Genomic DNA, 14939 nt, shown 5'->3' on the forward strand with positions numbered 1-14939 from the left:
ATTGTATATTTTTTTCTTTTTTTATTTTTAATTTTAGTTATTGTGACTTTTCCTCTTTTTCCACATCCCCATCACACATTTTTTTACTTATTACATCCTGATCTTCACATTTTTCTAATACGTTTTTATAAAATACATGGTATAATGTTATACATATAGCGAATGGTTACTAGATAAAATTACACCCCTGGAGATTGCGTATGCACGAAAAGAAGCCCTTAAATATGTATGCTTATGAAAAGCTGAAAGAAATGATACTGAACAATGAATTTAAAGCCGGAAGCCATCTGGAAGAAAAAGATCTGTGTGAATTACTGAGTATAAGCCGGACCCCGCTCCGAGAGGCAATCAACCGCCTCGCTTACGAAAATCTTGTACAGACAATTCCCAAAAAGGGGATTTTTGTAACGGAACTGTCGATTCAGTTCATCACCGAACTTTTTCAGGCCAGAAAGCTGATCGAACCGATTGTTGTCGTATTAAGCGCTAAAAATCTGAATAAAGACCGGCTTATGGATCTGAGAAGAAAAAATATCAGCCTCATCAATTCGGAAGATATTATGGGGCTTCATAAACTGGATTACGAGCTGCATGAATATTTAAACAGCCGTTGTGACAACCAGCATTTGCTGAAGTCGATCACTTATATCAGCGATCAGTTCCAGCGGGTCAGGACCCAGGATTTTTATCCAAGAGAACGTGCTTTAAAAGGTGCAAATGAACATATTACGATCATTGATTCTTTAGTAAATGAGGATTTTGATTCTCTCCCTCAGTTAATACAGACACATATTACCAGCACTGAGTCTTTTTATTTTAAAAATCTCTTACGGCCAAATCCTATAGAAGATCGTATTACCAATGCTCTGAACCATATGGACAGCGCGGGGGAAACGACCGCCTGATTCAGCCGCACAAAAAAGAGTGATGCAAAAATAAAATCATACATGCTCCTGATCTCAGATTCCGTTCCAAGGCAGCCGCCGAATTCCTTCATCTGAGATCGGGAGCAATGCTTTTTGCAGCACCCTCTGATCCCCTATCATATTTTCCGTTTATCCGATTTCCCGTTCTCTTTCCCGTTCTCTTTCCTGTTCTTCATATCTTCGTTCCAGTCCGCATTTTTTCAAAATAATGTAGAGGACGAATGCCAGCGGAAATCCTACCGCCCAGGCATAGCTGAGGAAGAAGAAGGATACGGCCGCGCTGATAATCAGAGCAATCATACCCGCACAGCTGAATCCGTTCCAATATGTATATACTCCCTTTACGTCGTACAGCAGTTCCAGATTCAATTTTCTTTTTCTCATCACATAATAATCGGCTACCATTACGCCCAGAGCCGGGCCTAAAAAGCTGGAATATACGTTTTGAAATACAAAAAAGTAATTGCTGGAATACAGAATCCACGGACAGACTGCAACGGACAAAATCCCTACCACGAATACTCCTTTTTTCCAGTCTATTTTGAAGATATCCTGGAAAGCCAGGGCCGGAGGAAGGATGTTCAGGGACAGATTGGACGTAACCTGTGCCAGAATAATAAATACCAGAAGAATAATTCCAAAAGCCGGATTCGGAGACAGTGTTACCAACCCGGCAATCGGATCGTCCGCTCCGGTAGCGATCGCAATAATTACCCCTGACAATACCATAAACATCCACGGTGGAATGATTCCGAAGGAATTCATGAATGCGTTAACTCTGCTGATTGCACCGCTTCCCCCGTTCACCTTTACATGTCTCGTCAGATCAGAGCTGTTCAGCATAACCGTTGTCCAGTTTGCCACTGCTCCGAAAATTCCCGCCACAAAAGGCCAGCTCCACGATCCTTCCGCTTTCATAGCCGAAGAAATATCTACCTTACCTGTGGAAAATACGATGTAGAAAAAGTAAAACAGCATGCAGAATATGACGACTGACATGATCGAATTAAAGCTTTTTATGGAATCCACACCTTTATAGGCCAGCCATGATTCAATAATCAGGATTGCAATAAAAGAAACCCAGATATTGCTTATGCCAAACAGCTGGTCGGTGACGACAACAATGGACTGTGCGCCGATCCATGTGCCGATCCCGTTCCAGCAGATAGCCGGTATGCTTCGGATCAGCGCCACAATTTTCGCTCCCTGAATGCCGAAGCCTGATCTGGCCTGTATGATGAATGGAATTCCGTACCTCATACCTGCATCACCGTTGATAGCAATACAGGAAGTGCAAATCAGCGCTGATATGATGCCGACCATGACAACCTGCTGAAAATTAAGTCCCCCGGACGGCGGCATTAAGTACAATCCAATAACCATGATTTGTATGATAATCCCTGATGACCAGAATGTCATGACATAATCCATGGGTTTCATCGTTTTCTGCTGTTCTGTTATCGGACTGAGGCCATCAATGTTCCCTGAACCGTTTTCTGTTCCTGTCTTTGCCATAAATCTACCTCCCCTTCTTATGATATCTTCTCTTACACTCTGAGCTCCTGCACCTAACGTTCCTGGTTATTCCGAATTCAGTGTAAACCCGTTTATATCCTCCTTTCTCGTATTGTTCTCGTGAACAATAGCATCCTAAATTCAAGGATATGATATACAGAAGTAAAAATATGTCTTTTTATTTTTACTTGTATCAAATATCCCTTTTACTCAAAAGATCTTGTCATATCTGTTGTAGTTTTCTTTTATGTAAATATCGCAGGCGACATCAATTGTTCCTCTGAGCATCTCCTTTTTACGGTAAAAATATTTAAAGAAATTGCTGGCAGCCACTGCTCCCAGAAAATAAGGACGCGCAGATACGATTCCGTCGATTGTACCGTCAAACAGATAATGTTCGATCTTCTCATTGATACCGTTGCTGATTATGATGACACTCTGGTCCAGCCCCCTCATTTTCAGGAAATCTCCGATATAATCCACATGATAGGGAGCATAGACAGCCACCGGAACTCTTCTGTCAAATTCCTGCTTCAGCACATCGTAATAGCTGCTTTTGGATATCCCGTCCAGTTTCACATCATGACATTCGATCTCTGGATATTCCTTCAGTTTATAATGAAATCCTTCCATCCTCATACTGCTGATTTCATATCCCTCATCATAACTCAGGGTCAGAATATATCCCTTTTTCATCATCAGCCGGCCATATAGGCGGCTGAATAAGTGCCGAGATTAAAATAATCCGGTCCGACGTGGCAGAGGGCATCTACTTTGTAAATCATGTCCAGGGTCATCAGAGGAATATGTTTCGTCCTACATACATCCTCTACCCAATCCATGTTATCTTTGGACAGAGCGCTGAAGATAACTCCGTCCACCTTTTCCCGGTTCATCACCTCGAAGAACTGCTCCATCTGTACTCTGCACTGGCCGCGTCCTGCCGTTATATCCGTAAATATTACATGGATCTCAAAATTATATCCCTTCCACATCCTGGCAGCTTCCATAATCCCCTCTTTCGTCTGCTGCCCATATCCCTCGTCAATCGTCGCAATAATAAATGCATAAATATTCTTTGTATTTTTAAGCGCCAGGCTCGTAGCAGCTCCGTTCGGCTCATAGCCGAGACGTTTTGCCTCTTCAAGCACTTTAATTCTCGTCTCCTCGCTGACCAGTTTTCCGCTGAAAGCTCTCGCAACCGTTGTTCTTGAAATTTTCAGGTTTTTTGCAATATCCTCCTGTGTAACCACCGTTTTCTTCCCCCAATCTATCTCTCTCAGGAACCTGTACAGTCCCTCTGCTTTTCTGCATATTTATTATCATATCACGAAGCCGCATTTCTTTCAATGTGTCTGTTTGAAGCAAAAGGAACCGCTATCTGCCGGCTGAACAAGCAGCCGATCGATAGCGGTTCCAAATATATGGGAGAAAAAGACTCTTCCGAACATTTTTATTTCTTGGCAATATATTTACGAATATCAAGTGCAATTGCAACGATAATTACAATACCCTGTGCGATGTACTGGTAGTTGGGGTCGATGCCAAGGAACTGAAGACATGTCTTCAAAAGCTCGAATACGAGAACGCCGATGACTACGCCTGACACGCGTCCGATACCACCGTTAACAGATACTCCACCGATAGTACATGCGGCGATTGCCTCCAGCTCGTATCCCTGGCCCATGTTAACTCCGGCGCCTCCTGATTTCGCTCCCAGAAGGAATCCTGCAATTGCATAAAGCGCTGTTGCTGCAACGTAAATGATGATTTTTGTCTTCTTAACGTTTACGCCTGCAACCTCTGCCGCTGCTTCGTTGCCGCCAATCGCATACATGTATTTGCCGTGGCGTGTATAGTTATAAATAAACCACATAATCAGGCCAATGATAATTGCGATAATAAACAGATAAGGTACTCCCAGGAATTTACCATTTGCGATGATGGTATAGTCCTGACGATAGCCGCCGATTGGGGTAGCCTTTGTGTAAACGAGGCAGATACCATATACGATCAGCTGCATGCCCAGTGTTCCGATAAAAGCAGGTACGCTCAGGTATGAAACGACAACGCCGTTGATCAAACCGAAAATACAGCAGATTGCGATACAGATTAAAAGGATCAGCCATACATTCAATTCCGGCATATTCTTTGTCAGCTCAAAACGTCCGCTGTAATCTGCCTTCTGAAGCATGGTTCCTGCCAGACAGGCGGCCAGACCAACGACACGTCCTGCGGAAAGGTCGGTACCTTTTGTAATCAGACATCCGGAAACGCCGACTGCGATAATGAAACGGCAGGCAACGTTGATGGATACGTTGTTGAAGTTGCCCATCGTAAAGAAGTTGTCTTTTGTAAAGCCAACATAGATTACCATTAGGGCCAGTACGATAATAATACCATTATTAATCAATATGTCTTTAACACTTATTTTCTTATTCATTCTCTCATCCTCCTCCTGCTAAAACTGTGTAGCAAAGCTCATGATACGTTCCTGAGTAGCTTCATCGCCTGATACTTCACCGGTGATTTTGCCGTTACACATAACGAGAATCCTGTTGGACATACCGATTAATTCCGGCATTTCTGAGGAAATCATGATAATTCCTTTTCCCTGCTTCGCAAGGTCGATCATGATCTGATAAATCTCGTATTTTGCACCCACGTCAATACCACGTGTCGGCTCATCCATAATGAGGATATCCGGATTATTTGCAAGCCAGCGGGAAATCAGCACCTTCTGCTGGTTGCCGCCTGACAGGGACTGAATCAGCGTCCTGCTGCTGGGAGTCTTAATGCTTAACTTGGCTACATTTTCTTTTACCAGCTGTTCAATTTTTCTTTTATTCAGCTTGACTCCTAATTCCAGATACTGGCTGAGAGAGGAAATTGATACGTTATCCGCAATGGAAAGGCAGCCTAAAATACCTGTTCCTCGGCGATCTTCCGTAATCATTCCGATACCGCCCCTGATTGCATCCTGAGGGCGTCTGATGTTTACCTTTTTGCCTTCGATATAAACTTCACCTTTCGATATATGGCGCATTCCAAATATCGCTTCCATAAGCTCTGTTCTCTGTGCACCTACCAGGCCGCCGAAACCTAAGATTTCTCCGCGGCGCAAAGTGAAGCTGCAGTCCTGGAACGAGCGTTCATGAATACTGCTGAAACCTCTTACATCCAGAAGAACTTCCCCTACATGGGCATCGTTCTTTGGAGGATAGATATTGGTCAGTTCACGTCCTACCATCTGTTTTACAATCTCGTCATCGGTGATGTCGTTCATCGCCCATGAACCTACGTATGTACCGTCTCGCATGATTGTGATATCATCTGCGATCTCACGAATTTCCGCCATCTTGTGAGAAATATAGATCAGGGAAACTCCCCTGCCCTTCAAATCTCTGATGATTCTGAAAAGAGCCTGCACTTCATTGTCTGTAAGAGAGGATGTCGGCTCGTCGAGGATTACAACTCTCGCCTGCATGGATACAGCCTTTGCAATTTCTACGGACTGCATCTGAGCGATGGACATTGTTCCCAGCTTCGCCTTGGGGTTAAACGGCATCTTAACATCATTCAGCCACTTTTCCGTCTCTTCAAACATTTTCTTATGGTCGATAATTTTTAACGGCCCAAACTTTTTTACCGGATAGCGGCCCGTATACATATTCTCTCCGACCGTTCTTTCAGGTATCGGCTGCAGTTCCTGATGCACCATTGCAAGTCCCTTATGTAAAGCCTCATCTGGATCGCCCACATTTTCCTTTTTACCATCCAGATAGATCTCGCCTTCGTCCATATGGTAAATTCCAAACAGGCATTTCATAAGGGTTGATTTTCCAGCACCGTTCTCTCCCATGAGCGCATGTACGGTCCCCGGGCGTACTTTTAAGTTGATACCGTCCAGAGCCTTAACGCCGGGAAAGCTTTTCGACACCCCGCGCATCTCCAATCTGTACTCTGCCATCCCATTCTCTCCTTTCATAAAATCGGGTGTGTCAAGATCGACACACCCGACGCTTTTACTTCATAATCTGCTAAACAGGATTATTTGATTTTTTCCAGGATTTCTTCTGCGTTTTCCTTGGTAACTTTTACGTAGTCTACCATGTTAACGTTTGGAACGTCCTTGCCGTTTACGAAGTCAAGAGCAATGTCAGCTGCTGAGTGAGCCTGACCAAAGTAATCGTTAAATACGGTACCTGTCATCTTGTCGTTCATAACGTTCTCAACGCACTCAACCAGAGCGTCAACGCCTACTAAGTAGATGTCTTTATTCACAGTTCTGCCTGCTGCTTCAATTGCCTGTAATGCACCAAGTGCCATTGCATCGTTGTTGCAGAATACAACATCGATCTTGTCGCCGAACTGAGATAATGCATTAGCTGTGATTTCCTGGCCTCTTGTCTGATCCCAGTCACCACGCATCTTAACGAGTTCTTCTGTCTCAACGCCTGCTGCTTCTAATGCCTCGATGGATTTCTCTGTTCTGTACTGAGCGTCAACGTTCTCCGGATCGCCCTGTACCATTACGTATCTTACAACGCCGTCGCCGTCTGCATCGCCCTTATTTTCAAGTTCTGCAATCTCTTCGCCCTGGAATGTACCGGACTGTCTGGCGTCTGCGCCTACATATGTAGCCTTAATTCCTTCATCTACCCAAGCCTGCTCTCTTTCCGGCTCCGGTTCACGGTTAATATAAACAACCGGGATTCCTGCTTCAGCACAAAGCTCTGTTACGGAAGGTTCGGAAGAAGCCTGTACCAGGTTGATAATCATTACATCAACACCTGTTGTAATGAAGTTCTTGATCTGGTTCATCTGCTCGCCCTGGTCGTTCTTGCCGTCCATGATGCTGATGTTTTCTTTCTTTACGCCTAATTCTTCAACAAGGTATCTCTCTAATTCCTGACGATACAGTGTCATGAAGTTATCTGCGAACTGATAAATGGAAATACCTACTTTTAATTCAGCAGGATCTTTTGCTGTTGCGTCTGCTGCATCCTTAGCTGCCTCAGTTGCATCCTTAGCTGCTTCTGTAGATTCTGCAGCGTCTTCTTTCGCTGCTTCTGTCTTAGCCTCTGTTGGAGCTGCTGTAGTCTCTGTCTTGGATCCGCCGCATGCTGCCATGGATAATACCATACCAGATGCTAATGCAACTGCTGCTGCCTTCTTTAATAATCTCATTGTAAAAATCCTCCCTTATAAGAATTATTTCGTCATTTGGATACTTTGTTCTCCTGACGAGTATAATATAGCATGTTTTTATGCAGTTTTTCTATATGATTTTTTTTAAACTATTATTGAATTTTTTCGAATTCACCAGAAAGGGAGATTTTCATCCGTCGGATTATGCAAAATAACGGAGAAGGCCGCAAAAGGACGGTATATCTACCGGAACAGAGGCGTAGAGAGGTACCGGTCTCCTGTGTCCGGCAGGAATACTGCAATCAGTTTCCCTTCAAATTCCGGGCGTTTTGCCAGTTCCCCGGCCGCCCATACAGCAGCTGCGGAAGTGATCCCCACCAGAATCCCTTCGCACGCCGCAATTTCCTTTCCCGTCCTGTACGCATCTTCTTCAGTGACCGTAATGATTTCATCGTAGATGTCCGTGTTCAGAACAGAAGGAATAAAACCGGCTCCAATTCCCTGAAGTCCGTGAGCTCCAGACTTTCCCTGAGAGAGATATGGAGAAGAAGCCGGCTCTACGGCAAAGATTTTAATCTCAGAATTCTTCCCTTTCAGATATTCTCCCGTTCCAGTAATCGTACCGCCGCTTCCGATTCCAGCTACAAATGCGGCAATCTGGCCGTCCGTGTCCCTCCATAGCTCCGGCCCTGTCGTCTCCCGGTGAGCGTTCGCATTGGCCGGGTTGTCAAACTGGCCCATAATCACAGAACCAGGTATCGTTTTCTTTAATTCTTCTGCCTTTTTAACGGCACCACCCATGCCCTCTTTTCCATCAGTCAGCACGATTTCAGCCCCATATGCTTTCAGGAGATCGCGCCGCTCCTGACTCATGGTATCCGGCATGGTAAGCAGAACTTTATATCCTTTCATAGCTGCTATACTGGCCAGGCCGATTCCCGTATTCCCGGATGTCGGCTCTATGATTGTCGCACCTGGCTTCAGTCTTCCACTCTTTTCCGCATCCTCAATCATAAACAGAGCAGCCCTGTCTTTTGCGCTTCCCGCAGGATTAAAACCGTCCAGTTTGGCTGCAATCCTGCATTTTAACCCGTGAAGCCTTTCATAATTGCACAATTCCAGGAGCGGTGTATTTCCAATTAGCTCCATAGCGCTTTTTCTGATGTTTTCCATTTTTATTCCTCTTTTCTTTTGTCGTATCGCGCATAAGTCATTCTACTTATACGTAAAGCCTGTTATGAATTACTGTGTAGGAAAGTTATGGATCATTCGTCAATAATCAATTCCATAAAGCTTTCCATATTTTTCTTTCAGGTATCTGATATAATAATTTGGACTGAAATCTTCGCCTGTCGTATCTTTCAAAATTTCCCTGCTCGTCTTCATCCTGCCGAAACGGTGGATATTCTCTCTCAAATATTCCGTAACCGTCCGCACATCGCCTGCTCTCAACAATTCCTCCACGTTGATCTTTTCTTTCATTTTTTCATAGATCTGCGCCGCAAAGGCGCTTCCCAAAGCATAGGACGGAAAATACCCAAAAGATCCTTGCGACCAGTGAATATCCTGAAGCACACCGGACGACGCATTCTTCGGCCGGATTCCCAGGTATTCCTCATATTTATCGGCCCACGCCTGTTCCAGGTCTTCTGTTTTTATCTCACCTTTCATCAGAGCCTTTTCCAGATCATACCGCACCATAATATGAAGGCTGTAAGTCAGCTCATCGGCACTCGTACGGATCAATCCAGGTTCCACGCGGTTAATTGCCTTTACAAAATCATCCAGAGGCACATTTCCAAGATGGTCCGGGAAGAGCTCCTGAACCTTTCCATAGATCGGTTCCCAGAACGCCTCACTTCTTCCAATCACATTTTCAAGAAATCGGGACTGAGATTCGTGCATTGCCATAGAAGCTCCCTGTCCCAGTATCGTCTGAGTCAGACTGTCGTCAATTCCAAGTTCATAAAGCGCGTGTCCGCCCTCATGAATAACCGAAAAAAGCGAATGATCCAGCCAGTCATCATAATGGGTTGTAATCCTCACATCTTTATTATGAAAGCTCGTTGTAAAAGGATGGGCACTGACTGCCAAAACTCCTTTATTAAAATCAAATCCGATATATTCTGCCATCATTCTTGCAAGCTTTTCCTGCTGTTCTTTTGAGAAATCACCATGGAGAAAACTGTTGTCTATTTTTACTCCGCTCCTTTTGATCTTCTCCAGAAACGGTACCAGTTCTTCTCTGATCGCACCAAAAAACTCATCCAGTTTTTCTTCCGGAAAGCTCTCTTCAAATTCATCCAGCATGGCGTCGTACAGCGTCCTGCCATCTTTCCTGCGATACTCTGCCATCTTTTTCCTGTAGTTTATAATTTTTTCCAGAACAGGCGCAAATTTAGAAAAATCATCTTCTTCCTTGGCTTCTGCCCATACTCTGCCCGCAACGCTGGTCATCCGTGTAAACTCCTCATACTCTTCCCTCGGCACACATATGAGGAGGTCTCGTTCCTTTTCCCCTTCCTCCGCCATTTTTTTCATCATTGCGGAAGGGGCCTTTTCGTTTTCTTTATGGCGGCGTTCCAGAAATCCGCCCAGTTCATCTCCCGTCATGACCCCATAGTAAAGGCCGGAAAGCGTTCCTACCGTTCTGGAGGTCTGTTCCCCCGCCTCTTTCGGTGCCAGTGTTTCGTTGTCCCATTCCATTACGGCCAGCGCTGACTGCAAAGCGCTGGCTCTATCGAGTACCTGTTTCAAATCTTCATATAATTCTCCCATAATCGGAATTCCTTTCCCATTGAAAATTATTAGTAACTTTTCAGGATGACGTCCTGAACGCTAATCAGCGTAGATGGTTTTATTTTATCCGCAAGAAGATTATTTATTCTGCATTTCATTCTGCTGAAAATTTAAAGAAGCTGCCACGGACAGCCGGCCGTCACCGGCCTGTCTGCTTATGGCAGCCTCTATATGCAAGCTGTTCTTTTCACTTATTCATTCATACGGTATCTGACTGTCTAGTCTCTTTGCCAAATCTGTTACTTTTGATATCAACTCTTCTTTTTCTTTGCCAAAGCTATCATAATTTCCATATGGATTTTTTGCCAGATCCGAAAATTCATAATAGGCACTTTCCAAAGATAGAGCAGTCTGATAACATTTTTCCAGACCTTTTGGCGTATTCTGCAATTCTTTCATATATTTGATCATTGCCATATGAGTCCCCCCTTATCTTACGTATACCTATAAATCCATTAGATCCGTTACACAGAAATAAGTAAATATTATACCCAGCTAAGTGCTCATAGGATAATTGAGCCTGTAAACCGTAACACAAACTGATCTGGATACAGCAATGGAGGGAATTCTGACGAATCTCCCTCCACGGACTAGCATAGCATCTCTAATAAATTACGCCAGTTTCTTTTCCAGAATTGCAACTCTTTCCTGAAGACTGTTGATAAGCTGCAATAACAGTGCATTATTATCTGCCTGTAAAAACAATGTGTTGTATTTATCATTTAACTCTTCTGTCGATTCGCGAACCTTGTCAATTTCCTTTTCCGCCCTGACGATTTCATCATACAGTTCAAATTTAGAATTCTGAATCTCAGCACGCACTGAGGCAATGTCGTCTTTGGTTGCCATTACTGCCTTCATGCCTTTTATTTCATCATACAGTTCCAACTTAGTATCTTGAATCTCGGCACGCACGGAAGCTATGTCATCTTTTGTTGCCATTACCGCTTTCATGCCCTGCATGTCGCCTTTCATGCCCTGCATGTCGCTTTTTATACCCTGCATGTCACTTTTCATGACCAGCATGTCGCCTTTCATGCCCTGCATGTCACTTTTCATGACCTGCATGTCGCTTTTCATGCCTTTTATTTCATCAAGTATCAACGCAAACAGTTCATTATCAGTCATATCCGTTCACCTCCCCGATCATGAGATGCTAAATCAAAAGTACTTTTTATTTCCCCATAAATTGCTCTTCTTCAAATCCAGGTATTCATTATAGGCTTTCTCCAATATCTGCTTTTCGTTGGAAAACTTAAGCAGATGATATGCCTCATAAAATTTATAATATCCGGAATCCATAAAATATTCTTCCCGTTGTGGTTTACTGTAGTAGCTGTCCGCCATCATGAGGTACCAGTGCACGTCCTTCTCGACCATATCTTGAGGAGTATTAAAGGAATACTGGCTTTTTCCAATATATTTAATGATTGACGCCGTAACGCCTGTCTCTTCCTTAACCTCCCGGAGAGCCGTCTCCTTATATTCTTCCCCTTGTTCTACAGTTCCCTTCGGCAAAACCCATCCTTCATATTTGTTCTTATAATTCTTATACAAAACCAGAATCTTACCTCGAAAAATAACCACACCGCCACAGCTCGTTGCTTCAATCATTGCAATTCCTCCTGATTGGGACCGCTGTCAGATCTGTTCATGCTGTTTTACCTATTATTCCCAAACAGAATGCACACCGATTCAGCCTCCCTTGGTGTGTCAACTTAGACTGGTTTTAGTATACATCTTTTTTATTGCCGATGCAACAGAGAGTTTTTATCGTTTATGGGTTTCTAACGTTCCTCTTCCATTTTTTTCATGCCAAAATAAACTTTCTCCGCAGTGATCGGAAGCTCCCTGATATGCACGCCGACCGCATGGGCTACCGCACTTGCTATGGCCGGAGACGGCGTGTTAATAACTACCTCGCCTATGGATTTTGCACCAAATGGCCCTGTCTTTTCATAGCTGCTCTCAAATTCCACACGAATCGTTCCCACATCCTGACGAGTTGGAATCTTATATTGCATAAAAGAATTTTCATACATCTGTCCCGTCGGCGAATAGGTAATGTCTTCATAAAGAGCCATGCCGATTCCCTGTGCCAGTCCGCCTTCCGTCTGTATGCGGACGATATTTGGATTAATCGGCGTGCCGCAGTCAACTACCGCTGCATAATCAATCAATTCGACGTGTCCTGTCTCCTGATCGACTTCTACCTCTGCCATTCCTACCATAAACGGAGGCGGAGAAACAGGAGACGAATTGGACTCCGTGGCCTCCAGCGCCGTTCTGTTGTTACACATGACCCGGTTGCCGATCTCTTTCAGACTGATTTCTCCCGTTCCGTCCAGCCGGTATACCCGCTTTCCGTCAAAATCCACGTCTTCTGCTGCTGCTTCCAGATATTCTGCTCCCTTTAACAGTATTTTTTCGATCAGACTGTCGCACGTCTTTATAACGGCACCGCCTGTCAGATAAGCCGTACTAGAAGCATAGGAACCGGAATCGTAGGGAGAAACATCGGTATCCACGCCATGGACAATGATGTCATCCACAGAACATCCCAGGCAGTCTGCCGCCACCTGTGCAAGTGTCGTGTCACATCCTGTTCCCATATCAGCCGCACCAATCATCAGACTGTAAAATCCGTCGTCATTGACCTTAATCGTAACAGAGCCAACGTCTACACCGGAAATTGCGGACCCCTGCATGGACATGGCAACGCCTACACCGCGCACTTTCCCATTGCCCATATCCCTTGACGGGAATTTTTCATCCCAGCAGATCATTTCTCTGGCACGTGAAAGACAGCGGTCCAACGCACAGCTGCCTGCAGTCTCTCCGTAATACGCCGCCATATAGTCCCCTTCCCGAACCATATTCTTCTCTCTGAGTACTACCGGATCCATATGGAGCTTTTCTGCCAGTTCATTCACAGCCGATTCTACTGCAAAGAGCCCCTGGGTTGCGCCATACCCCCTGTACGCTCCTGCGGACATGCGTTCGTATAAACGACATCATAAGCAAAGCGAAATGCCTCTGCCGATGTATAAAGGGGGATTGACTTATGGCCGGACAATCCCACCGTAGTCGGTCCATGCTCTCCATAGGCTCCAGTATTCGACAATGTATAGAGATCGATTGCCCTGATCGTTCCGTCCTGATCTGCTCCAAGGCGCACTTTCATCTCCATCTCATGACGGGGGGAAGAGGCAATCTGTGTTTCATAACGGCTGTAAATCATCTTTGCCGGGCGGCCTGTCCTGACGGTAACAATCGCAGGATATACTTCTGTGACGACGGTCTGTTTTGCTCCGAATCCTCCTCCGATACGCGGTTTTATTACTCTAACTTTTGACTTCGGCACGTCCAGTGCATGAGCGATAATACGGCGCACATGAAATGGAATCTGAGTGGATGCCGTAACTATAATTCTTCCATAGGCATCCATCGCTGTAAACGCGCGGAACGTCTCCATCATGGCCTGCTGATTCGCTTTCGTATGATACGTCTGTTCAATCACATAGTCGCATTCTTTAAGGACTGCGTCCACATCTCCGCTTTCTTCACAGCCTGATGCACAGAGATTCCTCTTGTTATCTGCTCCCACAGGGCAAAGGCTCTTCCAATCGTCTTCCGGATGGACCAGCGTTTCATTATCAATGGAATCTCTGAAGTCCAAAACAGCGGGGAGCACCTGGTATGTTATCCTGATCAGCTTCAGCGCCCTGTCCACTGCTTCTTCCGTCTCACCTGCTACAATTGCGGCCGCATCTCCCACAAACCGGACTCTTCTGTCCAGAATCAGACGGTCATACGGGCTTGGTTCCGGATACGTCTGTCCCGCCATCGTAAACCGCTTCTGAGGGACGTCTTTCCATGTCAGCACTAAAGCAATACCAGGAACCTTCATGGCCGCTTCTGTGTTAATCTCTTCGATCAACGCATGTGCGTGAGGGCTTCTTAATACTTTGACGATCAGACAGTCCTTCGGTGCGATATCGTCCGTATAAACCGGCTTTCCTGTTACCAGAGCCATCGCATCCTTTTTCATTACCGAACTGCCTACAGCTTTCATCTTTCTCTCCATCTCACCGTCCCCCTTCCCTGTTCAGATACTTTACAATCGCCCGCATCTGCCCCATGTATCCCGTACAGCGGCATAAATTGCCTGCAAGGTATTCCTTTACGGCTTCTTCATCAGGATTGTGCAGCTCTTTTTCCATGGAAAGAACATTCATAATCAGGCCGGGACTGCAGAAACCGCACTGCTCCGCACCTTCTCCAGCTAGGTATCTTCCGAAGCCTTCCGCCTCTTTCTGCAGACCTTCCAGAGTAAATACTTCTGCTCCATCGGCTCTTACAGCCAATGTAGAGCAGGAAAGCACTGGCCGTCCGTTCATCAACACGGTGCACAGGCCGCAATTAGAGGTTTCACATCCCCGCTTCACACTGTAGCAGCCGAATTCTCTCAAAAGATCCAAAAGCAGCACATCTGCCTTAACGGACGTATGTATTTTTTTACCATTCAAGGTGAACTGAATTTCCATC

Annotated in this window: 13 protein-coding genes and 1 pseudogene; 1 reads left to right on the forward strand and 13 read right to left on the reverse strand. The window is 45.0% G+C overall.

The window, feature by feature from the left end; translation table 11 throughout:
* Nucleotides 1-200: 200 nt before the first annotated feature.
* Complete coding sequence (locus DXA13_RS13015) at nt 201-905, forward strand: GntR family transcriptional regulator (protein ID WP_118244952.1); 705 nt, start codon at nt 201-203, stop codon at nt 903-905.
* A 150-nt stretch (nt 906-1055) separates the two neighbouring features.
* On the opposite strand, the gene DXA13_RS13020 is transcribed toward DXA13_RS13015, so the two are convergent.
* The 13 genes and pseudogenes from DXA13_RS13020 to DXA13_RS13080 all read right to left on the reverse strand — a co-directional run bounded on the left by DXA13_RS13020 (nt 1056) and on the right by DXA13_RS13080 (nt 14938).
* A complete protein-coding gene (locus DXA13_RS13020; protein ID WP_118244953.1) occupies nt 1056-2441 on the reverse strand; it encodes a cytosine permease in 1386 nt (461 codons plus the stop codon).
* Nucleotides 2442-2651: 210 nt separating this feature from the next.
* On the reverse strand, nt 2652-3140 hold the full coding sequence (locus DXA13_RS13025) for a hypothetical protein (protein WP_147348031.1): 489 nt from the start codon (nt 3138-3140) through the stop codon (nt 2652-2654).
* Nucleotides 3140-3694, reverse strand: coding sequence for a LacI family DNA-binding transcriptional regulator (locus DXA13_RS13030; RefSeq protein WP_118244955.1), 555 nt, complete (start codon nt 3692-3694; stop codon nt 3140-3142). The genes DXA13_RS13025 and DXA13_RS13030 overlap by 1 nt, the downstream gene beginning before the upstream one ends.
* Before the next feature lie 200 nt (nt 3695-3894).
* Nucleotides 3895-4884, reverse strand: coding sequence for a beta-methylgalactoside transporter (locus tag DXA13_RS13035; protein WP_118244956.1), 990 nt, complete (start codon nt 4882-4884; stop codon nt 3895-3897).
* A gap of 18 nt (nt 4885-4902) precedes the next feature.
* Complete coding sequence (locus DXA13_RS13040; protein ID WP_118244957.1) at nt 4903-6411, reverse strand: sugar ABC transporter ATP-binding protein; 1509 nt, start codon at nt 6409-6411, stop codon at nt 4903-4905.
* Between the two features lie 80 nt (nt 6412-6491).
* Nucleotides 6492-7631 (reverse strand): substrate-binding domain-containing protein, encoded by a 1140-nt coding sequence (locus DXA13_RS13045; protein ID WP_118244958.1) that lies wholly within the window; start codon nt 7629-7631, stop codon nt 6492-6494.
* Nucleotides 7632-7835: 204 nt separating this feature from the next.
* Nucleotides 7836-8765 (reverse strand): cysteine synthase A, encoded by a 930-nt coding sequence (gene cysK / locus DXA13_RS13050; RefSeq protein WP_118244959.1) that lies wholly within the window; start codon nt 8763-8765, stop codon nt 7836-7838.
* 99 nt (nt 8766-8864) lie between these two features.
* A complete protein-coding gene (locus DXA13_RS13055; protein ID WP_118244960.1) occupies nt 8865-10370 on the reverse strand; it encodes a carboxypeptidase M32 in 1506 nt (501 codons plus the stop codon).
* Nucleotides 10371-10586: 216 nt separating this feature from the next.
* Complete coding sequence (locus DXA13_RS13060) at nt 10587-10808, reverse strand: hypothetical protein (RefSeq protein ID WP_118244961.1); 222 nt, start codon at nt 10806-10808, stop codon at nt 10587-10589.
* A gap of 195 nt (nt 10809-11003) precedes the next feature.
* Nucleotides 11004-11519, reverse strand: coding sequence for a hypothetical protein (locus DXA13_RS13065; protein WP_118244962.1), 516 nt, complete (start codon nt 11517-11519; stop codon nt 11004-11006).
* A 33-nt stretch (nt 11520-11552) separates the two neighbouring features.
* Nucleotides 11553-12005 (reverse strand): NUDIX domain-containing protein, encoded by a 453-nt coding sequence (locus tag DXA13_RS13070; RefSeq protein WP_118244963.1) that lies wholly within the window; start codon nt 12003-12005, stop codon nt 11553-11555.
* A gap of 173 nt (nt 12006-12178) precedes the next feature.
* A pseudogene (locus DXA13_RS13075) lies at nt 12179-14478 on the reverse strand (molybdopterin cofactor-binding domain-containing protein).
* Nucleotide 14479: 1 nt separating this feature from the next.
* Entirely contained in the window at nt 14480-14938 is a 459-nt protein-coding gene (locus DXA13_RS13080; RefSeq protein WP_118244964.1) for a 2Fe-2S iron-sulfur cluster-binding protein, read from the reverse strand.
* Between the last annotated feature and the right edge of the window lies 1 nt (nt 14939).

Source organism: Clostridium sp. AM58-1XD (assembly GCF_003464085.1).
In the GTDB taxonomy this organism is placed as follows: Bacteria; Bacillota; Clostridia; order Lachnospirales; family Lachnospiraceae; genus Lachnoclostridium_A.